Below are 24,228 nucleotides of genomic sequence, written 5' to 3'. Positions count from 1 at the left end.
GGTCCGAGGTCTGGAGATCCAGTGTCTGGAAGAGGGTCTAGAAGACCGACTCCGCCTCGTCCATCCGGTCCTTCGGGACCGTCTTCAGCTCGGTGACCGCCTCCGCCAGCGGCACCATCACGACGTCGGTGCCGCGCAGCGCCGTCATCCGGCCGAAGTCGCCCCGGTGCGCGGCCTCCACCGCGTGCCAGCCGAAGCGGGTGGCGAGGACCCGGTCGTACGCGGTCGGTACGCCGCCGCGCTGGACGTGGCCGAGGATGACCGGCTTGGCCTCCTTGCCGAGCCTGCGCTCCAGCTCGAAGGCGAGTGCGGTGCCGATGCCCTGGAAGCGCTCGTGGCCGAACTTGTCGATGGCGCCCTTGCCGTAGTCCATGGAGCCCTCGGCGGGGTGGGCGCCCTCGGCGACGCAGACGACGGCGAACTTCTTGCCGCGGGAGAAGCGCTCCTCGACCATCTTGACCAGGTCGGCGGGGTCGAAGGGGCGCTCGGGCAGGCAGATGCCGTGGGCACCGGCGGCCATGCCGGACTCCAGGGCGATCCAGCCGGCGTGCCGGCCCATGACCTCGACGACCATGACGCGCTGGTGGGACTCGGCGGTGGTCTTGAGGCGGTCCATCGCCTCGGTCGCGACGCCGACGGCGGTGTCGAAGCCGAAGGTGCGGTCGGTGGAGGAGATGTCGTTGTCGATGGTCTTCGGCACGCCGACCACCGGGAGCCCGGCGTCGGACAGCATCCGGGCGGCCGTGAGGGTGCCCTCGCCGCCGATCGGGATCAGGGCGTCGATGCCGAAGTTCTGGATCATGTCCGAGGCGTCCTCGCAGGCCTCGCGGAGCCGGTCGCGCTCCAGGCGGGAGGAGCCGAGGATGGTGCCGCCGCGGGCGAGGATGCCGCTGACCGCGTTGAGGTCGAGGGTGCGGTAGCGGCTGTCCAGCAGCCCCGCGTAGCCGTCCTCGAAGCCGATGACCTCGTCGCCGTAGTTGTCCACCGCTCGGTGCACGACCGACCGGATCACTGCGTTCAGGCCGGGGCAGTCGCCGCCTGCGGTGAGAACTCCGATACGCATCGTGCTGTGTCTCCTGCTCGCTGTTGACACCGGTGAGCCGATCCAATTGTTTCACGGCCCGGGCGGCGGTGGACGCTGACGGGCGCCTTAACCATCGCCGGAGGTACTGTCAAGAGGATTCCGCTCACCCCTACGAAACGGAGAGCACGCGTGACGCGCAGCGTGTACGTGACCGGTATCGACCGCGGTGACGGCCGCCAGGTCGTCGAGCTGGGGGTGATGGAACTCCTGACCCGGCAGGTCGACCGGGTCGGTGTCTTCCGTCCCCTGGTGCACGACGGGCCCGACCGGCTCTTCGAACTGCTGCGCGCCCGCTACCGGCTCTCGCAGGACTCCGCGACGGTCTACGGCATGGACTACCAGGAAGCCTCCCTCCTCCAGGCCGAACAGGGCGTGGACGAGCTGGTGTCCGCGCTGGTCGACCGCTTCCATCTGGTCGCGCGGGACTACGACGTCGTCCTCGTCCTCGGCACCGACTACGCCGACACCCAGTTCCCGGACGAGCTGTCGCTGAACGCGCGGCTCGCCAACGAGTTCGGCGCCTCGGTCCTTCCCGTGGTCGGGGGCCGCAAGCAGAGTGCCGAGTCGGTGCTGGCCGAGACCCACAACGCCTTCCGCGCCTACGACGGCCTCGGCTGCGACGTGCTGGCCATGGTGACCAACCGGGTCGCGCGCGAGGACCGGGACGAGATCGCCGAGCGGCTCGCGCACCGGCTGCCGGTGCCGTGCTGGGTGGTGCCGGACGAGCCCGCCCTGTCCGCGCCGACGGTCTCCCAGATCGCGCACGCCCTGGGCGCCGAGATCGTCCTCGGCGACGACTCCGGGCTCGCCCGCGACGCGCTGGACTTCGTCTTCGGCGGGGCCATGCTGCCCAACCTGCTGGCCGCGCTGACCCCGGGCTGCCTGGTCATCACGCCCGGCGACCGCGCCGACCTGGTGATCGGCACGCTGGCCGCGCACAGCGCCGGCACCCCGCCGATAGCCGGGGTGCTGCTGACCCTGAACGAGGTGCCCGGCGAGGGCATCCTCACCCTCGCCGCCCGGCTGGCCCCCGGCACGCCGGTGCTCTCGGTGACCGGCACCAGCTTCCCCACCGCCGAGCAGCTCTTCTCCCTGGAGGGCAAGCTCAACGCGGCCACCCCGCGCAAGGCGGAGACCGCCCTCGGCCTCTTCGAGCGGTACGTCGACACCGCCGAGCTGAACAAGCGGGTCTCCGCGCCCAGCAGCGACCGCGTCACGCCGATGATGTTCGAGCACAAGCTCCTCGAGCAGGCCCGCTCCGACCTGCGCCGGGTGGTCCTGCCGGAGGGCACCGAGGAGCGGGTGCTGCACGCGGCGGAGGTGCTGCTGCGCCGGGGCGTGTGCGAGCTGACGCTGCTCGGCCCGGTCGAGCAGATCCGCAAGAAGGCCGCCGACCTGGGCATCGACCTGGCCGGCGCCGAGCTGATGGACCCGGCCGCCAGCGAGCTGCGGGACTCCTTCGCCGAGAAGTACGCCGCCCTGCGCGCTCACAGGGGCGTGACCGTGGAGCTGGCGTACGACGTGGTCTCGGACGTGAACTACTTCGGCACGCTGATGGTGCAGGAAGGGTTCGCCGACGGGATGGTCTCAGGGTCGGTGCACTCGACGGCGGCGACCATCCGGCCCGCCTTCGAGATCATCAAGACCAAGCCGGACGCGGCCATCGTCTCCTCCGTCTTCTTCATGTGCCTGGCCGACAAGGTGCTGGTCTACGGCGACTGCGCGGTCAATCCGGACCCGGACGCGGAGCAGCTCGCCGACATCGCCACCCAGTCCGCCGCGACGGCCTCGCAGTTCGGGGTGGAGCCGCGGATCGCGATGCTGTCGTACTCGACCGGCACGTCCGGTTCCGGCGCGGACGTCGACAAGGTGCGCGAGGCCACCGAGCTGGTCCGCTCGCGCCGCCCGGACCTCAGCGTCGAGGGGCCGATCCAGTACGACGCAGCGGTCGAGCCGTCGGTCGCCGCGACCAAGCTGCCCGGTTCGGCGGTCGCCGGGCAGGCCAGCGTGCTGATCTTCCCCGACCTGAACACCGGCAACAACACCTACAAGGCGGTGCAGCGCTCGGCCGGTGCCATCGCCGTCGGCCCGGTCCTCCAGGGCCTGCGCAAGCCGGTCAACGACCTGTCCCGGGGCGCGCTCGTGCAGGACATCGTCAACACCGTCGCCATCACGGCGATCCAGGCCCAGCAGTCCCCCAGTGAGAAGGCGTCCGACCAGTGACCGGCACCCGTGTCCTCGTGCTCAACTCCGGCTCGTCGTCGGTGAAGTACCAGCTGATCGACATGCGCGGCGGCGAGCGCCTCGCCGTGGGCCTGGTCGAGCGGATCGGTGAGGAGACCTCACGGCTGAAGCACACGCCGGCGGGCGGCGACAGCCGCGAGTGGAGCGGGTCCGTTCCGGACCACGAGGCGGCGCTGAAGGCCGTGGCGGCCGAGCTGGCCAGGGACGGGCTCGGCCTGGACTCCTCCGAGCTGGCCGCGATCGGGCACCGGGTGGTGCACGGCGGCAAGCACTTCACCGAGCCGACGGTGATCGACGACGCGGTGCTCGCCGAGATCGAGCGGCTCATCCCGGTCGCCCCGCTGCACAACCCGGCGAACCTCACCGGCATCCGGACCGCGCAGGCGCTGCGCCCGGACCTGCCGCAGGTCGCCGTGTTCGACACCGCCTTCCACACGACGATGCCGGAGTCCGCGGCGCGCTACGCGATCGACGTCGAGACGGCCGACGCGCACCGGATCCGCCGCTACGGCTTCCACGGCACCTCGCACGCGTACGTCTCCCGCGAGACCGCGCGCCTCCTCGGCAGGGCGCCCGAGGACGTGAACGTGATCGTGCTGCACCTGGGCAACGGGGCGTCCGCCTCGGCCGTGCGGGGCGGCCGGTGCGTGGACACCTCCATGGGGCTGACGCCTTTGGAGGGACTCGTGATGGGTACGCGCTCGGGAGACATGGACCCGGCCGTCATCTTCCATTTGATGCGCGTTGGGGAAATGTCCGCCGACGAGATCGACACTCTCCTCAACAAGAGGAGCGGTCTGATCGGGCTGTGCGGCGACAACGACATGCGGGAGATCCGCCGCCGCGTCGACGCGGGCGACCAGCGGGCGCGGCTGGCCTTCGACATCTACATTCACCGGCTCAAGAAGTACATCGGTGCCTATTACGCCGTTCTCGGACGCGTGGACGCCGTGGCGTTCACGGCGGGAGTCGGGGAGAACTCGGCGCCGGTGCGCGAGGCGGCCGTGGCCGGGCTGGAAGGGCTCGGCCTGGCGGTCGACGGCGGGCTGAACGCCGTACGCGGCGACGGAGCCCGGCTGATCTCGCCCGCGGGGGCGCGGGTGGCGGTGGCGGTGGTACCGACGGACGAGGAAATGGAGATCGCGACACAGACCTACGCGCTGGTAATTGAATCGGGAAATCCCCATCTCACCTGAGCGGCATCCCGCCCTTTTGTATTTTCCGCCAGACGGAATATTCCGCGCCGAAACAAACCGATAGGATGGCACCCATGCGCCGTTCGAAAATCGTCTGTACTCTCGGCCCCGCGGTCGACTCCCACGAGCAGCTCGTCACGCTGATCGAAGCCGGCATGAACGTGGCCCGCTTCAACTTCAGCCACGGCAGCCACGCCGAGCACCAGGGCCGTTACGACCGGGTCCGGGCCGCCGCCAAGGAGACCGGCCGGGCCATCGGTGTCCTCGCCGACCTGCAGGGCCCGAAGATCCGCCTGGAGACCTTCGCGGAGGGTCCCGTCGAGCTGGTGCGCGGTGACGAGTTCACCATCACCGCCGAGGACGTCCCGGGCGACAGGACGATCTGCGGCACGACGTACAAGGGCCTGCCCGGTGACGTCACCAAGGGCGACCAGGTGCTCATCAACGACGGCAACGTCGAGCTGAAGGTCACCGAGGTCGAGGGCCCCCGGGTGAAGACGATCGTCATCGAGGGCGGCGTCATCTCCGACCACAAGGGCATCAACCTGCCCGGCGCGGCGGTCAACGTCCCCGCGCTGAGCGAGAAGGACGTCGAGGACCTCCGTTTCGCGCTGCGCATGGGCTGCGACCTGGTCGCCCTCTCCTTCGTCCGGGACGCCAAGGACGTCGCCGACGTGCACCGCGTCATGGACGAGGAGGGCCGCCGTGTCCCGGTGATCGCCAAGGTGGAGAAGCCCCAGGCGGTCGACAACATGGAGGACGTCGTGATGGCGTTCGACGGCGTGATGGTCGCCCGTGGCGACCTGGCCGTCGAGTACCCGCTCGAGAAGGTCCCCATGGTGCAGAAGCGCCTGATCGAGCTGTGCCGGCGCAACGCCAAGCCGGTGATCGTGGCGACCCAGATGATGGAGTCGATGATCACCAACTCCCGTCCGACCCGCGCCGAGGCCTCCGACGTGGCCAACGCGATCCTGGACGGCGCCGACGCGGTCATGCTGTCCGCCGAGTCGAGCGTGGGCGCCTACCCGATCGAGACCGTCAAGACGATGTCGAAGATCGTCACCGCCGCCGAGCAGGAGCTGCTCTCCAAGGGCCTCCAGCCGCTGGTGCCGGGCAAGAAGCCGCGCACGCAGGGCGGTTCGGTGGCCCGTGCGGCCGCCGAGATCGCCGACTTCCTGGGCGGCAAGGGCCTGGTGGCCTTCACCCAGTCCGGCGACACCGCCCGCCGGCTCTCCCGCTACCGCGCGGCCCAGCCGATCCTCGCCTTCACCACCGACGAGTCCACCCGCAACCAGCTGGCGCTCAGCTGGGGCGTGGAGCCGCACGTGGTGCCGCTCGTGAACACCACGGACGAGATGGTGGACCTGGTGGACCAGGAGACGGCCCGCCTGGGCCGGTTCAGCGACGGCGACATCGTCGTGATCACCGCCGGTTCGCCCCCCGGCGTGCCCGGCACCACCAACATGGTGCGGGTCCTCCACCTGGGCGAGACACGGCGCGGCTGACCGCCCCCTCCCCGTCGTACGCACCGAGGGCGCCCCCTGTCGCAGGGGGCGCCCTCGGGCGTGGTGCGGGCGTGCTCAGTCGGTCGTGTACTGGTGCAGTCCCGGGATGTGCAGCGTGCCGCCGAACTGGCCGGCCTGGACGACCGTCACCTTGGTGAAGTAGATCAGCGGGATGTCCAGGGGCGGCGGGTGCTCCGGGTCGAAGGTGATCGGGATCAGCCCGAGCAGGTTGCCCGAGATGCTCTCCGTGTACATCACCGTCTCGCCGTCGCGGATCGTGGACGTGGAGCCCTTGGCCGCCTGCACGTGGTAGGTCTTGCCGGCCTGCTTGTCGTTCACCGTCTGGTGCAGGTCGCCGATGTCGGTGCCGTCGGAGATGACGTACTTCAGCACCTTCTTGGTGGTGCCGTTGGCCGTCTTGACCTCGACGACGCCCTTGTAGGAGGCGCCCTTCAGGAGCAGCGAGCTGGCGTTGAGGTACCACGGGTCGTCGGGCAGCGGCAGCTTGTTGTCGACGCCGCCCTCGTCGTCCGTGGCGACCGGGCAGTCCTCGGCGTCCTTGCCGGCCTCGTCGGCGCTCTCGGAGGGGCTGGGCGTGGCGGTGGCGTCCTCCTCGGCCTTCGCCGCGTCCTCCTTGGCCTTCTCCGCCGCCTCCTTGGCCGCCTCGGCCGCCTTGTCCACCGTGTCCTTGGTGTCCTCGGCCGCCTTCGACGCCGTGTCGGTCGCGCCCTCGACGGTGTCCTTCACCGTGCCGGTGACCTCGTCGGTCGTGTCCTTCAACGCGCCGGACGCGTCCGACGCGTCGCCCGCGCTCTCGGACGCCGAGGGGGTCGGCGTGGGGCTCGGGCTCTCCTCGGCCTTCTTGCCGCCGGTGAAGATGCCCTCGATGGCGTCGCCGAGGCCCTCCAGCAGACCGCCCTTGTCCTCCGACTCGGACGGGGAGGGCTCCGTGGCGCTCTGACCGGATGCCTCCTGGCTCTGCGACGCGGAGGGGCTCGGGGCGGGGTCGGCCTTGTCGTCCCCGGCGTCCTTGCCGCCCTCGTCGTCGGAACCTGAATCCGACGAAGAGGAGTCGCCCTTGTCCGTGCCGGAGTCCTTGTCCCCGGTGGAGGCCGAGGGGTCGGGCTCCTTGGCGTCGTCCTTGCCGTCCTCGGCCCCGTCACTCGCCGAGGGCGAAGGGGTGGGCGACTCGGACGGGTCCTTCTCGGCGTCCTCGAGGGCCGCCACGCAGTCCTTGTACTCGTCGGCCGTCAGGCTGTTGGAGGGCGGCGCCGCGTCGTTGCCGTCGGCGAGGGCGAGCGTCGGCGTGAACCCCATCCCCATGAGCACGGCCGTGGGCATCGCCGCGATGGCTATCGCCTTGCCGGCCGGCATGTGGAACCTGGTGAACAACGGCTTCTTGGGTGCCGCGTGGCGCGGCCCGGTTCTCACACGGGACGACTCCACGTCAGTCCCGCGGGTCACCTCGTCAGCCGGCACTGTGCCTCCCGTTCGCCCCGTTGGCCGGGCTCGTTCCTGACAGATCGTGCGCCCCCGGTGCCATGGAGGCCTGGGAGGGCTCCCCGTCGTCCATGCCGCCCCGCGGCCCCGGCACCGCGGGGCCGGACGCCTGGGTCCCGGGCTCCGGGAAGCCGGGGAAGGCGGTGTCGTCGGCCGCGGGGACCGCGCCCCGGGGCGCGTCGTCCGTGCCCTTGCCCTCCGCCGGCGGCTCGGCCTGCGGCGGATCGCCCGGCACCCACGACACGGCCATGGCCCCGCCGACCAGCGCGAACAGGAAGCCGATGAGGAAGCCGCCGAGGTTGGACACGGGGATGGACACCAGCGCCAGCAGGATCGCCGCGACGCCCGCGAAGACCCGCACGTGCTTCTGGAACCACAGGCTGACGCCCAGGACGACCAGCAGCACGCCGATGATCAGGGACCCGGCGCCCGCCGTGGTGGACATCGCCAGCGTCAGGTGACCGATCTGAAGGTTCGCGTACGGGAAGTAGGCGATGGGGAGTCCGCCGAGCGCGACGAACAGGCCGGCCCAGAACGGCCGCGCGCCTCGCCAGGCACGGAACTGCAGCCTGCGGCGGGTGAACTGGCCGGCGGCGGCAGGAGTCTCGGCGCTCATGGAAATAGCTCCCTGGTACGGCTTTGCTGTGGTGGAGATGTGGGCCGCGCGTGAAGGCGCGGCCGGAGAGTGGACGGGCGGGGGCGCCGTCGGCTCCCCCGCCCGTCAGCGAGTGCTTAGTAGCACTCCTTGACACCCTTGGACAGCGACATCTTCAGACCGCTGAGCTTGAAGGTTCCGGCGGTGGTCGCCCACGCCGTCTGCTTCACATCGGTCAGCGTGGCCGAGTCGGCCTGCTGCGAGAACCCGTACGGGTTCGTGGTGTCGCCCTTCTTGATGCCGGGACCCTTGTTGGCGTCCTTGGCGGCCACACCGATGTCGATGCCGCGGAACGTGGCATCGGCCTGCAGGTCCTCGACGTCGATGTACAGGTTCTCCGCCTTGACCGGGGTGTCTCCACCGCCGGCCTTCAGCATGAGGCTGACCGAGCCGATCAACGGGATGTCCGGGGTGACCACGGACTGGCACATGTTCTTGATCTGCGCGGACTTGAACGCCGAGACCGCGACGGGGTGAGCCGTCTTCTCGCCCTTCAGCGTGTAGCCCGAGTCGATCGCGCCGTACTGCATAAAGCCCGTGCCGTCGAGCCGGTCAGCCGTCACCTTGAACGACTGGCCCGACACGCTGAACGACGCGGCGAGAGCGCCCTGCGCGAGGGCGACACCTATCGCAGCCGTGGCGGCCACGCTGGGCACCATCACCACGGCGAACCGCTTCCATCTGGTCCCGCCACGCACCTGGGACTCCATATTTCCTCCTTCTCGGACGTACATCTCCTGGCCTCGGCCCCGTCACCAGTCGGCGACTCGGCCCGGCAGGGATGGGAGAAGTGCTACGTCCTCGGGAAGGAGAGCGCCTGTCCTCGGCGGCACGTACAACGCGCCCGAACAACCGGCGATCACCCCCGAGCGACAACCACTGGTCGCGCCTGACACGCATCACGCACAACCCTGCTGGACAGGCTTCGCCGGATGAGCGAAGACCCCCCTGCCCAAGGGCCGGCATCACTGCCGCCGACCCTGCTCGGTGGGGACCCAAAAACCCCCGCGACCCGACCGGCTGTCGGGGTACGGGAATGGACCGAGCGTCGCCGATCGTGGTGCATTCTCGCCGTCGGCACAAGGGGGTTCGTTACTGGCTAGTAGCGGCCGCGTGACCGCGGGACGACACACCGGGCCCGAACGGCGACGCTGGGTGTGCCATGAGGGCAGAACAAAACTATTGATCGATGGACAGAGTCCGACAGATCGACGCCGTCGACTTACTGGCAGTAACAGCGGCCGCGATTACCAAGTTTTGGTAAAGCGCGGCCGCAGTGACGCCTCTTCGACAGCTCCTTCACATACGCAACACGCCGACGGCGTTTAGAACGCCGATCCCGGAGCGCCGACGAGAAGCCGCCTAGAACAGGGCCCGCGCCAGCGCCCGGCGCGCCGCGGTCACCCGCGGATCGTCGGCACCGACCACCTCGAACAGCTCCAGCAACCGCAGCCGGACGGCGTCCCGGTCGTCGCCCGCCGTGACGCGCACCGTGTCGATGAGGCGCCCGAAGGCGTCCTCCACGTGACCGCCCACCAGGTCCAGGTCGGCGGCGGCGATCTGCGCCTGGGCGTCACCCGGCTTGTCGGCCGCTTCCTGACGGACCTTCTGCGGATCGGCGTTCTGCACCCGCTGGAGCAACTCGGCCTGGGCCAGGCCCAGTTTGGCCTCCGTGTTGCCCGGCTCCTCGGCCAGCACGTTCTGGTAGGCCTGGACGGCACCGCCCAGGTCGCCCGCGTCCATCGCCTGCACGGCGGCGTCGAGGGCCGCGTCGTGCGGCCCGGCGGGGCGCTCGGGCGCGGCGGGCCGCTCGGCACCCGGCTCCGCCTCGGGGTCGACGACGAGACCGGTCAGGCCGAAGCGCTCCTCGCCGACCTGCACCAGCTGATCCAGGGTCTGCCGGATCTGCTGCTCGCCCGCGGCCCCCTGGAAGAGGGGCAGCGCCTGTCCGGCGACGACCGCGAACACGGCCGGGATGCCCTGGACGCCGAACTGCTGCATCAGCATCTGGTTGGCGTCGACGTCGATCTTGGCGAGGAGGAAGCGCCCGTTGTACTCGACGGCGAGCCGCTCCAGGACCGGGCTCAACTGCTTGCAGGGCTCGCACCACTCGGCCCAGAAGTCGATGACGACCGGGACCTCGGTGGACCGCTGCAGGACGTCGCTCTCGAAGCCGGCCTCGTCGACCTCGATGACGAGGTCGGCCGGGGAGACGGCGCCCGCGCCGCCGGTCCGGGCCGCCTCGGCGCGCGCCTGCTCCGCCTTCGCCTTGGCCTCCTGGGCCTGCTTCACCGCGGCGAGGTCGACGACCCCGCTCATGGACATGTTCCGTGGCTGCATGGGTCTATCCTCCCCCGTACGGCGCGCGCGTGTGAAAACCGGGTCGAAAGCCCGCCCGGATGTGTGCTGTTCGGTCTGTGTACTGCTCGGCTGTACTGCTCGGCGCCGGGTCCCCACCCCACGCCCGTGGTCGTCGCTGGGGCACGGGCGGACCCGCGCTTTCGCTACGAGTCGTAGCGTAATGCCAGGACGGCCCGTCGGAACACCCCACCGCCGGACCCCGACGCGGTGATCTGTCTCACGACCGGCCGCGTGTTACCCGCCGGTTAAGGTCGGGGGATGCAGAGCAGCACCCCAGCCGGCCGTGCCGGGCGCCCGCGCAGTGCCGCGGCGGACACCGCGATCCTGGCCGCGACGCGGGCCGCCCTGGTCGACCTCGGCTGGTCGAAGCTCACCCTGGGAGACGTCGCCACGCGGGCCGGGGTTGCCAAGACGACGCTCTACCGCCGCTGGGCGGGCAAGAACGAACTGGTCGTGGACGCGGTGGCGGAGCTCTTCGACGAGCTCGAACTGCCCGACCGCGGCTCGCTCGCCGCCGACATCGAGGGCGTGGTGCTCCAGTTCGCGACGATCCTGGCCCGGCCGGAGGCCAGGAGCGGCCTGATGGCGGTGGTCGCGGAGTCCACCCGCGACGACGCGCTGCGCGAGCGCATCCGCACGTCGATCGTCGAGCGGCAGAAGCGCCTGGTGCTGGAGGGCAGGGCCCGCGCCCAGGCCCGCGGCGAGCTGCCGCCGGAGACCGATGCGGCCGAGGCCGCCCGCACGGCGGACCTCATCTTCGACGTGGTGGCGGGCGCGGTGGTGCACCGCACGCTGGTCAGCGCCCGGGCCGCGGACGAGGAGTGGGTGCACGGCCTGACACAGGTACTGCTGTGGGGCCTGGCCGGCGCGGACGGCGGGGCCGACGCGGAACCGGCCGCGCCCCGGTAGGACGCGGCCGGTTCGGGCCCGCTCAGCGCACGGTGACGACCAGCTTGCCCGTCGTACGGCCGGTCTCCCCCTGGGCGTGCGCCCGGGCGCCCTCGGCGAGCGGGAAGGTGCCGGACACGTGGGCGCGCAGGCTCCCCCGTTCGACGAGATCGGCGATGGCGCGCATCCCGGCGTGGTCGTGTTCGACCAGCAGGACCACGGCGCGGACCCCGGCCCGCTCGGCCGCGGCCCCGGTGTGCGCGTCGCCCGGCAGCAGGGAGACGACGGTGCCGCCGGGGCGGAGCACGCCCACGGAACGGGTGGCGGTCTCCCCGCCGAGCGTGTCGAGGACCACGTCGTAGCGCTCCTCGGTGTCGGTGAAGTCCACGGAGCGGTAGTCGACGCAGGCGTCCGCACCGAGTTCACGCAGGAACGCGTGCTTGGGCGCGCTCGCGGTGCCGGTGACGTGCGCGCCCCGCTCCTTGGCGATCTGTACGGCGAGATGGCCCACGCCGCCCGCCGCCGCGTGGATCAGCACCCGCTGCCCGGCGCGGAGACCGGCGGTGTCGACCAGGGCCTGCCAGGCGGTGAGCGCGGCCAGCGGGAGGGCGGCGGCCTGGACGTGGTCGATCCCGGCGGGCTTGGCGGCGAAGGCGCGGGCCGGTCCGGTCACGTACTCGGCGTGCGCGCCGGCCCCGTGCGGATAGGGCAGCATGCCGAAGACCTCGTCGCCGGGCCGGAAGAGGGTGACGCCGAAACCGGTCTCCACCACGGTGCCGGAGACGTCCCAGCCGAGGGTCAGCGGCGGGGGCGGCAGGAAGATCTTCAGGGCGCGGTGCTTGAAGTCCGTCGGGTTGAGCCCGGCCGCGTGCACGGCGACGAGGATCTCGCCCGGTCCCGGTTCGGGCCGCGGCAGTTCGGTGGGCCGCAGCACCTCGGGGCCGCCGAGGGCCGTCTGGTGCAGGGCGAGCATCACGGGGGCGGGCTTCTCAGGAGTGTCCGTCGAGGTCATGCCCTCGATCCTGGCCGTGCGGAGCGGTCCGGCGCGATGGCCAGAAGGACAGCATCCGATACATTTCTGCCATGCTCGTCGATGCGGCCGCGCGCGCGGCCGAACTGGACCGCCTGATGCGCCCGGCGCCCCGGCCCGGCGCCCACAAGGTCGCCGTCCTCGCCCTGGACGGCGTCTACCCCTTCGAACTCGGCATTCCGCACCGGGTCCTGGGTTCCGCGGACGGCCGCTACGCAGTGCTGTCCGCGAGCGTCGACGGACGGCCCGTGCGCACCGACTCGGACCTGACCGTCACCCCGGCGCACGGCCCCGAGGCGCTTGCCGAGGCGGACACCGTGATCGTCCCGCCGTACGCCATCACGGCCGCGTCCGCCGCCGTGCCGGATCCGCGGGCGCTCGCCGCCCTGGCCCGGATCCGCCCCGGGACCCGCCTGGTGTCGATCTGCACCGGCGCCTTCCTGCTGGCCGCCGCCGGTCTCCTGGACGGGCGCCGGGCCACCACCCACTGGGCGCTCACCGACCACTTCCGGGAACTGTTCCCCCGGGTCGAACTGGACGCGGACGTGCTCTTCGTCGACCACGGCGACCTGCTGACCTCCGCGGGCGCGGCGAGCGGCGTCGACGTCTGCCTGCACCTGGTGCGCCAGGACCACGGCAGCGAGGTGGCCAACCAGGTGGCCCGCCGCTGCGTCGTACCGCCGTACCGGGACGGCGGCCAGGCGCAGTACATCGAGCGGCCGGTGCCACCGACGAGCGGGACGGGCACCGGCCCGACCCGCGACTGGGCGCTGGGCCGGCTGGGCCGGCCCCTGTCCCTGGACGAGTTGGCCGCGCACGCGGCGATGAGCACCCGCACCTTCGCCCGGCGCTTCAGGGAGGAGACCGGTCTGAGTCCCGGCCGCTGGCTGACCCAGCAGCGGCTGCGGCGGGCCCGGCACCTGCTGGAGTCCAGCGACCTTTCGGTGGAACGGGTCGCCCACGAGGTCGGCTTCGCCACCGCCACCTCGCTGCGCCGGCACCTGGCCGCCGAGGCGGGGGTCGCTCCGTCGGCGTACCGGCGCACGTTCCGCGCCTCGGTGCCGTAAGAGGCGCCCCGGGTGGGTGTCGGCCTCGCTCAGAACCCCGCCGGTTCCGTGTACACCCCCCACTCGTCGCGCAGCACCCCGCAGATCTCGCCCAGCGTCGCCTCCGCGCGCACCGCGTCCAGCATCGGCCCGATCATGTTGCCGCCGGAGCGGGCCGCGGCCAGCATGGCGTCCAGGGCACCGCGCACGGCGGCGTCGTCGCGGGCGTCCTTGCGCTCGCCCAGCACCCGCACCTGCTCGCGCTCGACCTCGTGGCTGACCCGCAGGATCTCCAGGTCGCCGGTGACGGAGCCGGTGTGGACGTTGACGCCGACCACCTTCTTGTCGTCCTTCTCCAAGGACTGCTGGTAGCGGAAGGCGGACTCGGCGATCTCGCCGGTGAACCAGCCGTCCTCGATGCCGCGCAGCAGGCCGGAGGTGATCGGCCCGACGGGGTGCTGCCCGTCGGGGTGGGCGCGCAGCCCCCGCTCCTTGATCTGCTCGAAGATCTTCTCGGCGTCGGCCTCGATGCGGTCGGTCAGCTGCTCGATGAACCAGGAACCGCCCAGCGGGTCGGCGACGTTGGCGACGCCGGTCTCCTCCATCAGCACCTGCTGGGTGCGCAGGGCGATCTCGGCGGCCTGCTCGCTGGGCAGGGCGAGGGTCTCGTCGAGCGCGTTGGTGTGCAGGGAGTTGGTGCCGCCGAGCACGGCCGCCAGCGCCTCCACGGCGGTGCGTACGACGTTGTTGTACGGCTGCTGCGCGGTGAGCGAGACACCGGCGGTCTGGGTGTGGAACCGCAGCCACTGGGCCTTGTCGGTCTGCGCCCCGTACACGTCGCGCATCCAGCGGGCCCAGATCCGGCGGGCCGCCCGGAACTTGGCGATCTCCTCGAAGAAGTCGAGGTGCGCGTCGAAGAAGAAGGAGAGGCCGGGCGCGAAGACGTCCACGTCGAGCCCGCGGCTGAGCCCCAGCTCCACGTATCCGAAGCCGTCGGCGAGCGTGTACGCCAGCTCCTGCGCGGCCGTCGCCCCGGCCTCGCGGATGTGGTACCCGGAGACCGACAGCGGCTTGTAGGCGGGGATGCCGGCCGCGCAGTACTCCATGAGGTCGCCGATGAGCCGAAGGTGGGGCTCGGGCTGGAAGAGCCACTCCTTCTGGGCGATGTACTCCTTGAAGATGTCGGTCTGCAGCGTGCCGTTGAGCACGGACGCGTCGACGCCCTGGCGCTCGGCGGCGACCAGGTACATGCAGAACACGGGCACGGCGGGCCCGCTGATCGTCATGGAGGTCGTCACGTCCCCGAGCGGGATGTCCTTGAACAGCACCTCCATGTCGGCGGCCGAGTCGATGGCCACCCCGCAGTGCCCGACCTCGCCGAGGGAGCGCGGGTCGTCGGAGTCGCGGCCCATCAGCGTCGGCATGTCGAAGGCGACGGAGAGCCCGCCGCCGCCGTTGCGGAGGATCATCTTGTAGCGCTCGTTGGTCTGCTCGGCGTTGCCGAACCCGGCGAACTGCCGGATGGTCCACGTACGCCCCCGGTATCCGGTCGGATACAGGCCGCGGGTGAAGGGGTACTCGCCCGGCCAGCCGATCCGCTCGAAGCCCTCGTACTCGTCCCCCGGGCGGGGCCCGTACACCGGCTCCACGGGGTCTCCGGAGAGCGTGGTGAAGTCCGCGTCGCGCTTGCGCGCCGCGTCGTACCGGGCCTGCCAGCGAAGGCGGCCCTCTTCTATGGCGTGAGCGTCCATACCCTCAAATTTACTAGGACGTCCAAGTAAATGTCGATGGGGTACCGCCGTACGGGTGTCCGTACGGCGGTGGGACGGCTCGTGAGGGGCCGGTTACGCCTTGACGGGGGCCGGTGCCTCGGCGGCGGCGACCTTCGCGTCCAGCTCCTGGGTGACCCTGCGCTCCACGAAGAACGCCGCGGTCGGAACGGTCCCGGCGAGCAGCACCCAGAGCTGCTTCTTCACCGGCCACTTCGCCTTGGAGCCCAGGTCGAAGGCGAAGACCAGGTAGATCACGTACAGCCAGCCGTGGGCGATGCTGACGACCTGGGTGAAGTCGGCGGCGCCGCCCAGATCCAGGGCGTACTTCGCGATCATGCCAAGGCACAGCGCGATCAGCAGCACACCGGTGACGTACGCCATGACCCGGTAGCGGGTCAGCACGCTCTTTTTCATGGCTACGAGCGTAACCGTCCGTTTCGCGCGATCTTCGACCGGGTCGGGCGACTCGCCGGGCCCGCCCGGCCCGCGCGCTCAGTCCTCGTCGAAGTCCCCCGCGGCGACCCGCAGCGGCCGGAGCATCGCGAAGATCTCGCCGCACTCCTCGGCGTCGTACGCGCCCAGGCCGAAGTCCATCGCCATCAGGTCGCGGGTGGCCGCCTCGACGACCTCGCGGCCCTTGTCGGTGATGGTGGCCAGTGTGCCGCGGCCGTCGTTGGGGTTGGGGCGCTTGGCCACCAGGCCGGAGCGCACCAGGCGGTCGACGGTGTTCGTCACGGAGGTGGGGTGCACCATCAGGCGCTCGCCGATCTTGGACATCGGCAGTTCGCCCGACTTGGAGAAGGTGAGCAGCACCAGCGCCTCGTAGCGCGCGAAGGTCAGCCCGTACGGCTTGACCACGGCGTCGACCTCGCCCAGCAGGATCTGCTGGGCCCGCATGATCGAGGTGATCGCCGCCATGGAGGGCACACCGCCCCAGCGCTGTGCCCAGAGTTCGTCGGCTCGGGCGATGGGATCGAAGGAGAGACTGAGGGGCTTCGGCACGGCAAGAGACCTTACCGGCCGGTCACATGCCGGTCAGCCCCGTCTCGCCTTTCGATACCACCGGCCCGCCGTGTACGACCGCCGCGTCATTGCGCGAGGTGGCGCTCGACCGTCTCGACCTTCGACGTGAGGCCGTCCGTCACGCCGGGGCGGATGTCCGCCTTGAGGACCAGGGAGACCCGCGGTGCGCGTGCCTCGACGGCGGCGACGGCCCGCCGGACGACGTCCATGACCTCGTCCCACTCGCCCTCGACGGACGTGAACATCGCGTCGGTGCGGTTCGGCAGCCCGGACTCGCGGACCACGCGGACGGCGTCGGCGACGTACTCCCCCACGTCCTCGCCGACGCCGAGCGGCGTCACGGAGAAGGCGACGATCATGCGTTGACGATCCCTTCCTGGCGGGCGCGGGAGGCGATGACCGCGCTCTCGGCCTCGCGCTTGAGCTTGCGCTCGGCGAAGAAGCCGCCGGTCGGCAGGACGGAGAGGACGAAGTAGAGGGCGGCGGTCTTCAGCGGCCACTTGGCGCGGTTCCAGGCGTCGGCCCAGAAGATCACGTACAGCACGAAGAGGACACCGTGGATCATGCCCATCGCCGGCACCGCGTTGAAGTCGGTGGTCCGCTTCAGGACGGAGCAGACGAGCAGGAGGAGGAACGAGATCGCCTCGGGGGCCGAGACCAGGCGGAGGCGGCGGAGGGCGGTGGCGGTCTTGAGGTCCACGGGTCACCTTCGGAAGGGAGGGATGCGCCGTCGGCGCGGGCGGTGTGCGGTCCGCCTTGTGAACGGAAGCACAATCGTTCGCCCATTGTGGCAAACAATGCCCCAAGGGATGGACTCAGGGTCGGTCTCCACCCGTGGGCCCTGTTCTGTCCACCCGTGGCGGGGCTACTTTCGCAGCGTGGCGATGTTCCGACTTCAAGGCAGCAAGGTCCTCGCCGTCGACATGACCCAAGACGCCGTGAAGGCGAAGAACGGCTCGATGGTCGCGTACGACGGGGAGATGGCCTTCAAGAAGCTCAGCGGCGGCGGTGAGGGCATCCGGGGCATGGTGACCCGGCGGATCACCGGCGAGCAGATGACGGTGATGGAGGTGAGGGGGCAGGGGACCTGCTGGTTCGCGGACCGGGCCTCGGAGATCACCCTGGTGGGGCTCCAGGGCGACAAGCTGTACGTCGAGTCGAGCAATTTCCTGGCGGCCGACGCCGGGCTGCGCACCGGCACCAGCTTCACGGGCACGCGCGGCGCCTCCCAGGGCAACGGGCTGTTCACCACGACGATCGAGGGGCACGGGCAGGCGGCGATCATGTCCGACGGTCCCGCGGTGGTGCTGCGGGTCAGCGCCCAGTACCCGCTGACCGTCGACCCGGGGGCGTACGTCGCGCACCAGGGGAATCTGCGGCAGTCCTTCCAGTCGGGTGTGACCTTCCGCACGCTGTTCGGGGAGGGCGGCGGGGAGGCCTTCCAGATCCGCTTCGAGGGCGACGGACTGGTGTATGTGCAGCCGAGCGAGCGGAACACGATCGCGGGGGATGTGTGAGATGGCCTTCGAGGAGCTCAATTCCAAGATGGTCCGGGCGACCGTGGCACCCGGGCAGCGGCTGTTCAGTCAGCGCGGGGCGATGCTCGCCTACCAGGGCGAGGTGTCCTTCACCCCCAATCTGCGCGGCGGTCAGGGCGGCGTCATGTCGATGATCGGCCGCCGGGTGGCGAACGAGGACACGCCGCTGATGACCGTCGAGGGCAGCGGCACCGTGTTCTTCGGGCACGGCGGCCACCACGTCCAGGTGATCAGCCTCGCGGGCGACACCCTGTACGTGGAGGCGGACCGCCTCCTCGCCTTCGAGGGCACCCTGGAGCAGAGCACGGTGTTTCTCGGCTCGCAGGGCGGCGTGATGGGCATGGTGCGGGGCCAGGTGAGCGGACAGGGGCTGTTCACCACGTCCCTCAAGGGCCACGGCTCGGTGGCCGTGATGGCCCACGGGGGCGTCTTCGAGGTGCCCATCACCCCGCAGCGGCCGGTGCGCGTGGACCCGCAGGCCTACGTCGCCCACCACGGCGACGTGCGCAACAAGCTGTCCACGGCGCTGGGCTGGCGGGACATGGTGGGACGCGGCTCCGGCGAGGCGTTCCAGCTGGAGCTGAGCGGCAGCGGCACGGTGTTCGTCCAGGCGTCGGAGGAGAAGCTGTGAGCACGGTCCACCACGACCCGGCGACGCTGCCGGCCGACGACAACGTCAACGCGTACACCTTCTGCGTGGAGCTCAAGGGGAGCCAGTGGTTCCTGCAGAAGGGGAAGATGATCGCCTACTACGGGACGATCGATTTCAACGGGATCGGGCACGGCCGGCTGGACCGTCTGGTGCGCACTTCGTTTCATTCGCCTCTGCACGCGAGCGACTGGGTCGTGGCGGAGGGTTCGGGCAAGATGCTCCTCGCCGACCGGGCCTTCGACGTGAATTCCTTCGACCTGGAGGACGGCAATCTGACCATTCGCTCGGGCAACCTGCTCGCTTTTCAGCCAAGCCTCGCGCTCAAGCAGTCGATCGTGCCGGGCTTCCTGACGCTGATCGGAACCGGGAAGTTCGTGGCCGCGTCCAACGGTCCGGTGGTGTTCATGGAACCGCCGATCCGGGTGGACCCGCAGGCCCTGGTCGGCTGGGCCGACTGCCCGTCTCCGTGCCACCACTACGACCACGGGTACATGACCGGCCTACTGGGCGGTCTACGTGCGATGACGGGGCTCGGCGGGGCCTCCGGGGAGGAGCACCAGTTCGAGTTCGTGGGCGCGGGGACGGTGCTGCTGCAGTCGAGCGAGGCGCTGATGGCGGAGCAGGCCGTGGGGACCCCTCCGCAGCAGGCGGGGGTGCCCGGCGGCGGGGCTTCCGGAGCGCCGGGAGGCCGGTCGGGGGTACCGGGACTTCCCGGACAGCTGGGGGACCTCCAACGCCGCTTCGGGCTGTGAGCGGTAATCTGCGGAGTGTGACATCGAACGCGTGCGCACCGTCACCGTCACGGAAAACCCCTCACTAGTTCGCCTTTCAACCTTTTAGGTAGACTTCATTCATGGAGACCGAGACGGCCACTCGCTGGCTGACCGATACGGAGCAGTGTGCTTGGCGCACCCACCTGGAGGTCAACAGGCTGTTGACGCACCAGCTCGAGAAGGACCTGCAGCCGTTCGGCCTGACAATGAACGACTACGAGATCCTGGTGAACCTCTCCGAGTCGGAGGGCGACAGAATGCGGATGAGCGACCTGGCCACCGCCACGATGCAGTCCAAGAGCCGCCTCTCCCACCAGATCACCCGCATGGAGAACGCCAACCTGGTCCGGCGGGAGAACTGCGAGTCCGACCGGCGCGGGCTCTTCGCCGTCCTCACCGAGCACGGCATGGAGACGATGCGGAAGGTCGCCCCGCACCACGTGGCCTCCGTCCGCAGGCACTTCATCGACCTGCTGGCCCCGGAGGACCTGACGGAGCTGGACAAGGCGCTCAAGCCCATCGCGGAACACCTGCGCGGGCAGCGGGGACGACCCTGAGTCCCTGATCACCTGTCCCTGATCACTCGTCCCGGGCCGTGCGGGCCCGGGCACCCGGCAGGCGGAGCTCGAACAGGGCGCCGCCTGCCGGTGCGTCGTGCACGGTGAGCGTGCCGCCGTGCCGCATGGCGACGTCGCGGGCGATGGCCAGTCCCAGACCGGCCCCGCCGTCGTCGCGGCTGCGGGCGTCGTCGAGCCGTACGAAGCGCTCGAAGATCCGCTCCCGGTCGGCCGCCGGCACGCCTGCGCCGTCGTCGGCCACGGCGACCACCGCGGTGTCCCCGTCCCGCCGCACGGACACCTCCACCGCCGTGCGGGCGTGCCGCTCGGCGTTGTCCAGCAGATTGGCCAGCACCCGCCCCAGCTGCCCGCGCGATCCGGCCACCCTCACCACCCCCTCGTCCCCGCGCACCCGCACCCCGGTCCGGCCCTCGGCCGCCTCCCGTGCGAGCGCCGCGAGGTCGACCCGGGCGTCGGCCGGCCGCTCCCCCGCGTCCAGCCTGGCCAGCAGCAGCAGATCGGCGGCGAGCCGCTGGAGCCGTACGGTGTCCGCCACGGCGCCGTCCAGATCCAGCAGCTCGGGATGCGCGGCGGCCACCTCCAGCTGGGTGCGCAGCGAGGCGATCGGGCTGCGCAGCTCGTGCGAGGCGTCGGCGACGAAGCCGCGCTGCCGCTCCACCGAGGACTCCAGGGCGGCCAGCGTCTCGTTGGTGGTGGAGGCGAGCCTGGCCACCTCGTCGTGGGTGCCCGGCACCGGGACACGGCGGGCCAGGTCCTCGCTGGCGGTGATCGCGGCCATCTCGCGCCGGATGCCCTCCACCGGGCGCAGTGCGCGCCGGGTGACCAGCCAGGTCACCCACGCCACGACCGCGAGCAGCAGGGGGAAACCGATCAGCATCACCGTCAGCGCGGTGTTCACGGCGCCGTGTTCGGCGGAGAGCGGGGCACCGGCGTAGACGGTGAGCGTGCCCCGGTCGTCGGTCTTCACCGGGACGGCGGCGAAACGGTAGTCCTCCTTGTCCCCGTCGATGGTCGCCGAGCCGTCGCTGACGGTGATCCGCTCGCCGATCTCACTGGGTTCGAGGGGCTCGCGCGAGTCGTCGTCGTCGGCATCGTCGTCGGCGGCGTCCTCCCCGTCGCGGGGAGCGGTCGGCTGCGGCTTCACCGCGTCGACACCGGTGCCGCTGATCCGCTCCAGGTCCTCGCTGGCGGCGACCAGCACGCCGTCGTCGTCGACGACCTGCACCGGCCGGTCGTCCACGTCCAGCGACAGGTCGCCGTACGCCGTCCCGAAGGCCAGCTCCGTCGCGACGTCGCGGGCGGACCGCTCCGCCTGGGTGCCGGCCTCGCCCAGCAGGTTGGAGCGCAGGGAGAGCAGCACGGCGGTACCGGCCGCGACGAGGGCGACGGCGACCACGAGGGTCGCGGCGAGCGTGGCGCGGGCCCGCACCGAGGCGAAGAGGCGGCTCACCGCCCGGTCTCCAGCCGGTAACCGGCGCCGCGCACGGTCCGGATGAGCCCGGCGCGCAGCTTGCGCCGGAGCGCGCTGACGTAGACCTCGACGATGTTGGGGTCGCCGTCGTAGGCGAAGTCCCAGACGTGCTCCAGGATCTCCGCCTTGGAGACCACCTGCCCGGCCCGCACCACGAGCTGCTCCAGGACGGCGAACTCCTTGGCGGTGAGGGTGACCTCGTCCTCGCCGAGAAAGACCCGGCGGGCGGCGGTGTCGACCCTGAGGTCGCCGTGGACGTGCACGGGAGAGGCCCCGGCACCCTGTCCCCGCCGCCGCAGCAGGGCCTTCACCCGGGCGACGAGGACCACGTAGGAGAAGGGCTTGGTGAGGTAGTCGTCCGCGCCCGTGTCCAGGCCCTCGGCCTCGTCGTACTCGCCGTCCTTGGCGGTGAGCATCAGGATCGGCACGTCGTGCCCGGCGGCGCGCAGGGCGGCGCAGACCCGGTAGCCGTTGAGGCCGGGCAGCATGATGTCGAGGATGACGAGGTCGTAGACGCCCTCGCCCGCCCGGTGCAGTCCCTCCAGGCCGTCGTGGACGACGTCCACGGCGTATCCCTCCGCGGTGAGGCCCTTGGCGAGCGACACGGCGAGGCGCTTCTCGTCCTCCACGATCAACAGGCGCATGCGTAAAGAGTGGCAAAGGCGAGCTGAAGATCGCTTCAGGTGCCTTCAGGTTGGCCTCAGCGTCGGTCCGGGACAGTGAAGTCAACGAAAACCGCTGGACTCTGGACGACTCGGAGGAAACCGCATGAAGCGCAACATCGTGATCGCCGCCGTCACCGCCGCCGCACTGATCGGAGGCGGTACGGCGACGGCCCTGGCGACGACGGGGGACGACGACCGGGGCACGGCGTCCCGCGCGGACGTGGCGGACGCGTCGGCCGTCACCGTGTCGGACGACGGCGGCGTACGGGACGAGGCCGACGACCGCGACGACGACCGGCGCGACGACTCCGGCGCCGCCTCCGCGAAGGTGACGGCGGCCGACGCCGTCGCCGCCGCGCTGGCGGACACCCCGGGCACCGCCGTCTCCGCCGAGCTGGACGACGAGGACGACGACCACGACGGGGACGACGACGGCGACGACCGCCGCGAGCGCGCGGCCTGGGAGGTCGACGTCCTCTCCGGCGACGGCACCTGGCACAGCGTCCGGGTGGACCCGGCCACCGGCAAGGTCCTCGGCTCGGAGCGGGACGACGACGAGGACGACACCGCCGAGGTGCGCGCGGCCCTGAAGGGCGCCTCCGTCGACGCCGCCGAGGCGGCGAAGGCGGCGGCGGGACACGGGACCGTCACCTCCGTCGAGCTGGACGAGGACGGCTACCGCGGCGACGGCAAGCCCGCCTGGGAGGTCGAGACGCACACCTCCGGCAAGGGCGAGCAGGACTGGCGGGTCGACCCGAAGACCGGCAAGGTCACGGCCGACCGCGCGGACGACGCTCATGACGCGGACGCCTCGGACGACTCCGACGGCTCCGACGACGCGCGCGACTCCGACGACGACTGACCGGCCCCGCCCGACCGGACCGAACCACGGCGGCGGTACCCCGGCACCAGTGCCGCCGCCGCGGCGACCGCGCCGGCGACGGCGAAGCACACCGGCAGCGGCAGCCGTTCCACCAGCAGGCCCACCGCGGCGGCGCCGACCGACATCCCGGCGTTCACGGCGGTGTTGCACCAGGCGCCCGCCCGGACCCGGAAACCGGGCGCCACGCTCTCGTCGGCGATCAGGTACGCCGTGGTCAGCGCAGGGGCCACGAACAGGCCCGCGCACATGACGGCCAGGACCAGCGTGCCGAGGCCGGGCGCGAGGCCCGCGGCGGCGAGGCAGAGGCCGACCCCGGCCGCGAAGAACGGGAGCCGGGCCCGGGTGGGCGAGCTCCAGGCGACGGCGCCGTTGACGAGACCGCCGACCGCGCTGCCCACCGAGAGCGCCGCGAGCACCCAGGCGACGGCGCCGTCCCCGAGGCCGCGCTCCCCCGCGAAGGCCACGACGAGGAGGTCGACGGCGCTCACCGAGACGCCGACGGCCGCCGCGACGACGACGGGCTGCAGCAGCGCCCGGCCGTGCCCGGGGGCGCCCCGCCCGGGTGCGGGGCCGTCACTCTTCCCCCGCCCCGCCGGGCGCAGCGCCGCGGTCGCCGGTGAGGTGACGAAGGCGAAAGTGCCGACCGCCACCAGCACCGCGCTGAGCACGACGCCGACCACCGGTGACCCGACGGCGACGATGCCGCCGACCAGGAGCGGGCCGGAGACGAAGAGCAGTTCCTCGGCGACGCCGTCCACGCTGTAGGCCCGCTGCAACAGACGCCGGTCCGGGAGCAGTTCGGCCCACACCGCGCGCATCGTGGGGCCGAGCGGGGGCGTGCAGGCGCCCGCGAGCCCGGCGCTCACCGCGAGGACGGCCTCGGAGGTGCCCGGACGCCGGCAGGCCGCCGCCAGCACGCAGAGCAGGGCGGCGTAGAGCAGGGCCATGGGCAGCAGGGCCCGGCGCGGACCGTGCCGGTCCACGAGGGACGCACGGTAGGGGGACAGGAAGACGCTCGTGGCGCCGAAGAGCGCCATGACCAGCCCGGCCACGGCGTACGACCCGGTGGACCGGGTCAGGGAGAGCATCAGGGAGAGGGAGACCGTGCCGTACGACAGCCGCCCGACGAGGGCGGCCGCGAACGTGCGGCGGGCATGGGGGACGCGGAGTACAGCGGCGTACGAGGGCCGCGAGAGTGGCGTGGACACGCGAAGGGTTCCTCTGCGGGAGGCAACTGGGGGACGCCGATGCGCGCGACGGCCGGATGCGGCGGTCGCGTGCGGGGCGGGCCCTAGGCCAAGAGGAGGAACATGCGCGTCACTTTAGCCCGTCCGGCGCTTGAGGACGAGGCCGTTCAGGCCGAA

24 protein-coding genes are annotated in these 24,228 nt (G+C 71.4%); 10 read left to right on the top strand and 14 right to left on the bottom strand.

Features of this window, described 5'->3' with window-relative positions:
- Window positions 1-37 precede the first annotated feature (37 nt).
- Window positions 38-1,063: an ATP-dependent 6-phosphofructokinase gene (locus ACZ7MF_RS06655; RefSeq protein WP_361004615.1), complete on the bottom strand. Its 1,026-nt coding sequence runs from the start codon at window positions 1,061-1,063 to the stop codon at window positions 38-40.
- A gap of 150 nt (window positions 1,064-1,213) precedes the next feature.
- On the opposite strand from ACZ7MF_RS06655, the gene pta reads away from it, so the two are divergent.
- The 3 genes from pta to pyk all read left to right on the top strand — a co-directional run bounded on the left by pta (window position 1,214) and on the right by pyk (window position 6,029).
- Window positions 1,214-3,307 (top strand): phosphate acetyltransferase, encoded by a 2,094-nt coding sequence (pta, locus tag ACZ7MF_RS06650; protein WP_471474877.1) that lies wholly within the window; start codon window positions 1,214-1,216, stop codon window positions 3,305-3,307.
- Window positions 3,304-4,524 carry an acetate kinase gene (locus ACZ7MF_RS06645; RefSeq protein ID WP_471474875.1) on the top strand — a complete coding sequence of 407 codons (1,221 nt, stop codon included), beginning with the start codon at window positions 3,304-3,306 and terminating at the stop codon, window positions 4,522-4,524. Before pta ends, ACZ7MF_RS06645 begins: the two co-directional genes overlap by 4 nt.
- Window positions 4,525-4,598: 74 nt before the next feature.
- Window positions 4,599-6,029, top strand: coding sequence for a pyruvate kinase (pyk, locus tag ACZ7MF_RS06640; RefSeq protein ID WP_471474874.1), 1,431 nt, complete (start codon window positions 4,599-4,601; stop codon window positions 6,027-6,029).
- Between the two features lie 75 nt (window positions 6,030-6,104).
- On the opposite strand, the gene ACZ7MF_RS06635 is transcribed toward pyk, so the two are convergent.
- The 4 genes from ACZ7MF_RS06635 to ACZ7MF_RS06620 all read right to left on the bottom strand — a co-directional run bounded on the left by ACZ7MF_RS06635 (window position 6,105) and on the right by ACZ7MF_RS06620 (window position 10,524).
- Window positions 6,105-7,508, bottom strand: coding sequence for a hypothetical protein (locus tag ACZ7MF_RS06635; protein WP_471474872.1), 1,404 nt, complete (start codon window positions 7,506-7,508; stop codon window positions 6,105-6,107).
- Window positions 7,498-8,145 (bottom strand): DUF6114 domain-containing protein, encoded by a 648-nt coding sequence (locus ACZ7MF_RS06630; protein WP_471474871.1) that lies wholly within the window; start codon window positions 8,143-8,145, stop codon window positions 7,498-7,500. Before ACZ7MF_RS06630 ends, ACZ7MF_RS06635 begins: the two co-directional genes overlap by 11 nt.
- 116 nt (window positions 8,146-8,261) lie before the next feature.
- A complete protein-coding gene (locus ACZ7MF_RS06625) occupies window positions 8,262-8,894 on the bottom strand; it encodes a DUF6230 family protein (protein ID WP_398323788.1) in 633 nt (210 codons plus the stop codon).
- A 652-nt stretch (window positions 8,895-9,546) separates the two neighbouring features.
- Complete coding sequence (locus ACZ7MF_RS06620; protein WP_471474869.1) at window positions 9,547-10,524, bottom strand: tetratricopeptide repeat protein; 978 nt, start codon at window positions 10,522-10,524, stop codon at window positions 9,547-9,549.
- Window positions 10,525-10,803: 279 nt separating this feature from the next.
- Here ACZ7MF_RS06620 and ACZ7MF_RS06615 point away from each other — a divergent pair, with 279 nt between their 5' ends.
- Complete coding sequence (locus tag ACZ7MF_RS06615) at window positions 10,804-11,454, top strand: TetR/AcrR family transcriptional regulator (protein ID WP_471474868.1); 651 nt, start codon at window positions 10,804-10,806, stop codon at window positions 11,452-11,454.
- Between the two features lie 22 nt (window positions 11,455-11,476).
- On the opposite strand, the gene ACZ7MF_RS06610 is transcribed toward ACZ7MF_RS06615, so the two are convergent.
- On the bottom strand, window positions 11,477-12,445 hold the full coding sequence (locus ACZ7MF_RS06610; protein ID WP_471474866.1) for an NADP-dependent oxidoreductase: 969 nt from the start codon (window positions 12,443-12,445) through the stop codon (window positions 11,477-11,479).
- 71 nt (window positions 12,446-12,516) lie between these two features.
- Here ACZ7MF_RS06610 and ACZ7MF_RS06605 point away from each other — a divergent pair, with 71 nt between their 5' ends.
- Window positions 12,517-13,530, top strand: coding sequence for a GlxA family transcriptional regulator (locus ACZ7MF_RS06605; RefSeq protein WP_471474864.1), 1,014 nt, complete (start codon window positions 12,517-12,519; stop codon window positions 13,528-13,530).
- A 29-nt stretch (window positions 13,531-13,559) separates the two neighbouring features.
- Here the strand turns inward: ACZ7MF_RS06605 and ACZ7MF_RS06600 are convergent, their stop codons facing one another.
- From ACZ7MF_RS06600 to ACZ7MF_RS06580, 5 genes are all read right to left on the bottom strand, one after another.
- Window positions 13,560-15,260: a methylmalonyl-CoA mutase family protein gene (locus ACZ7MF_RS06600; RefSeq protein ID WP_003973584.1), complete on the bottom strand. Its 1,701-nt coding sequence runs from the start codon at window positions 15,258-15,260 to the stop codon at window positions 13,560-13,562.
- A 93-nt stretch (window positions 15,261-15,353) separates the two neighbouring features.
- Entirely contained in the window at window positions 15,354-15,695 is a 342-nt protein-coding gene (locus ACZ7MF_RS06595; RefSeq protein ID WP_361004581.1) for a DUF3817 domain-containing protein, read from the bottom strand.
- Between the two features lie 78 nt (window positions 15,696-15,773).
- Window positions 15,774-16,283: a MarR family winged helix-turn-helix transcriptional regulator gene (locus tag ACZ7MF_RS06590; protein ID WP_003973586.1), complete on the bottom strand. Its 510-nt coding sequence runs from the start codon at window positions 16,281-16,283 to the stop codon at window positions 15,774-15,776.
- Window positions 16,284-16,369: 86 nt separating this feature from the next.
- Entirely contained in the window at window positions 16,370-16,663 is a 294-nt protein-coding gene (locus tag ACZ7MF_RS06585) for an MTH1187 family thiamine-binding protein (RefSeq protein WP_189701513.1), read from the bottom strand.
- A complete protein-coding gene (locus tag ACZ7MF_RS06580; protein WP_003973588.1) occupies window positions 16,660-17,004 on the bottom strand; it encodes a DUF3817 domain-containing protein in 345 nt (114 codons plus the stop codon). The genes ACZ7MF_RS06585 and ACZ7MF_RS06580 overlap by 4 nt, the downstream gene beginning before the upstream one ends.
- A 184-nt stretch (window positions 17,005-17,188) precedes the next feature.
- Between ACZ7MF_RS06580 and ACZ7MF_RS06575 the strand changes: the two genes are divergently transcribed.
- The 4 genes from ACZ7MF_RS06575 (at window position 17,189) to ACZ7MF_RS06560 (ending at window position 19,824) form a co-directional block, all read left to right on the top strand.
- Window positions 17,189-17,821, top strand: coding sequence for an AIM24 family protein (locus ACZ7MF_RS06575; protein WP_093457011.1), 633 nt, complete (start codon window positions 17,189-17,191; stop codon window positions 17,819-17,821).
- A gap of 1 nt (window position 17,822) precedes the next feature.
- Entirely contained in the window at window positions 17,823-18,473 is a 651-nt protein-coding gene (locus ACZ7MF_RS06570) for an AIM24 family protein (protein ID WP_356862904.1), read from the top strand.
- Window positions 18,470-19,246, top strand: coding sequence for an AIM24 family protein (locus ACZ7MF_RS06565; protein ID WP_361004573.1), 777 nt, complete (start codon window positions 18,470-18,472; stop codon window positions 19,244-19,246). The genes ACZ7MF_RS06570 and ACZ7MF_RS06565 overlap by 4 nt, the downstream gene beginning before the upstream one ends.
- 101 nt (window positions 19,247-19,347) lie before the next feature.
- Window positions 19,348-19,824 carry a MarR family winged helix-turn-helix transcriptional regulator gene (locus ACZ7MF_RS06560; RefSeq protein ID WP_087807185.1) on the top strand — a complete coding sequence of 159 codons (477 nt, stop codon included), beginning with the start codon at window positions 19,348-19,350 and terminating at the stop codon, window positions 19,822-19,824.
- A gap of 22 nt (window positions 19,825-19,846) precedes the next feature.
- On the opposite strand, the gene ACZ7MF_RS06555 is transcribed toward ACZ7MF_RS06560, so the two are convergent.
- Window positions 19,847-21,295: a sensor histidine kinase gene (locus tag ACZ7MF_RS06555; protein WP_471474862.1), complete on the bottom strand. Its 1,449-nt coding sequence runs from the start codon at window positions 21,293-21,295 to the stop codon at window positions 19,847-19,849.
- Window positions 21,292-21,960: a response regulator transcription factor gene (locus tag ACZ7MF_RS06550; protein ID WP_102932268.1), complete on the bottom strand. Its 669-nt coding sequence runs from the start codon at window positions 21,958-21,960 to the stop codon at window positions 21,292-21,294. Before ACZ7MF_RS06550 ends, ACZ7MF_RS06555 begins: the two co-directional genes overlap by 4 nt.
- Before the next feature lie 124 nt (window positions 21,961-22,084).
- On the opposite strand from ACZ7MF_RS06550, the gene ACZ7MF_RS06545 reads away from it, so the two are divergent.
- Complete coding sequence (locus ACZ7MF_RS06545) at window positions 22,085-22,843, top strand: PepSY domain-containing protein (RefSeq protein ID WP_471474861.1); 759 nt, start codon at window positions 22,085-22,087, stop codon at window positions 22,841-22,843.
- Here the strand turns inward: ACZ7MF_RS06545 and ACZ7MF_RS06540 are convergent.
- On the bottom strand, window positions 22,777-24,072 hold the full coding sequence (locus ACZ7MF_RS06540; protein ID WP_471474859.1) for an MFS transporter: 1,296 nt from the start codon (window positions 24,070-24,072) through the stop codon (window positions 22,777-22,779). The two genes, ACZ7MF_RS06545 and ACZ7MF_RS06540, sit on opposite strands and share 67 nt — an antisense overlap.
- Window positions 24,073-24,228 lie beyond the last annotated feature (156 nt).

This window comes from Streptomyces sp. NPDC111628, from assembly GCF_055635195.1.
This window is presented reverse-complemented; position numbering and strand designations above follow the sequence as displayed.

Excerpts from the sequence above, each read along its gene's own strand:
- ACZ7MF_RS06655 (WP_361004615.1), bottom strand. The coding sequence starts at position 1,063 with ATGCGTATCGGAGTTCTCACCGCAGGCGGCGACTGCCCCGGCCTGAAC.
- pyk (WP_471474874.1), top strand. The coding sequence starts at position 4,599 with ATGCGCCGTTCGAAAATCGTCTGTACTCTCGGCCCCGCGGTCGACTCC.
- ACZ7MF_RS06630 (WP_471474871.1), bottom strand. The coding sequence starts at position 8,145 with ATGAGCGCCGAGACTCCTGCCGCCGCCGGCCAGTTCACCCGCCGCAGG.
- ACZ7MF_RS06625 (WP_398323788.1), bottom strand. The coding sequence starts at position 8,894 with ATGGAGTCCCAGGTGCGTGGCGGGACCAGATGGAAGCGGTTCGCCGTG.
- ACZ7MF_RS06620 (WP_471474869.1), bottom strand. The coding sequence starts at position 10,524 with ATGCAGCCACGGAACATGTCCATGAGCGGGGTCGTCGACCTCGCCGCG.
- ACZ7MF_RS06615 (WP_471474868.1), top strand. The coding sequence starts at position 10,804 with ATGCAGAGCAGCACCCCAGCCGGCCGTGCCGGGCGCCCGCGCAGTGCC.
- ACZ7MF_RS06610 (WP_471474866.1), bottom strand. The coding sequence starts at position 12,445 with ATGACCTCGACGGACACTCCTGAGAAGCCCGCCCCCGTGATGCTCGCC.
- ACZ7MF_RS06605 (WP_471474864.1), top strand. The coding sequence starts at position 12,517 with ATGCTCGTCGATGCGGCCGCGCGCGCGGCCGAACTGGACCGCCTGATG.
- ACZ7MF_RS06600 (WP_003973584.1), bottom strand. The coding sequence starts at position 15,260 with ATGGACGCTCACGCCATAGAAGAGGGCCGCCTTCGCTGGCAGGCCCGG.
- ACZ7MF_RS06595 (WP_361004581.1), bottom strand. The coding sequence starts at position 15,695 with ATGAAAAAGAGCGTGCTGACCCGCTACCGGGTCATGGCGTACGTCACC.
- ACZ7MF_RS06585 (WP_189701513.1), bottom strand. The coding sequence starts at position 16,663 with ATGATCGTCGCCTTCTCCGTGACGCCGCTCGGCGTCGGCGAGGACGTG.
- ACZ7MF_RS06575 (WP_093457011.1), top strand. The coding sequence starts at position 17,189 with ATGTTCCGACTTCAAGGCAGCAAGGTCCTCGCCGTCGACATGACCCAA.
- ACZ7MF_RS06570 (WP_356862904.1), top strand. The coding sequence starts at position 17,823 with ATGGCCTTCGAGGAGCTCAATTCCAAGATGGTCCGGGCGACCGTGGCA.
- ACZ7MF_RS06560 (WP_087807185.1), top strand. The coding sequence starts at position 19,348 with ATGGAGACCGAGACGGCCACTCGCTGGCTGACCGATACGGAGCAGTGT.
- ACZ7MF_RS06550 (WP_102932268.1), bottom strand. The coding sequence starts at position 21,960 with ATGCGCCTGTTGATCGTGGAGGACGAGAAGCGCCTCGCCGTGTCGCTC.
- ACZ7MF_RS06545 (WP_471474861.1), top strand. The coding sequence starts at position 22,085 with ATGAAGCGCAACATCGTGATCGCCGCCGTCACCGCCGCCGCACTGATC.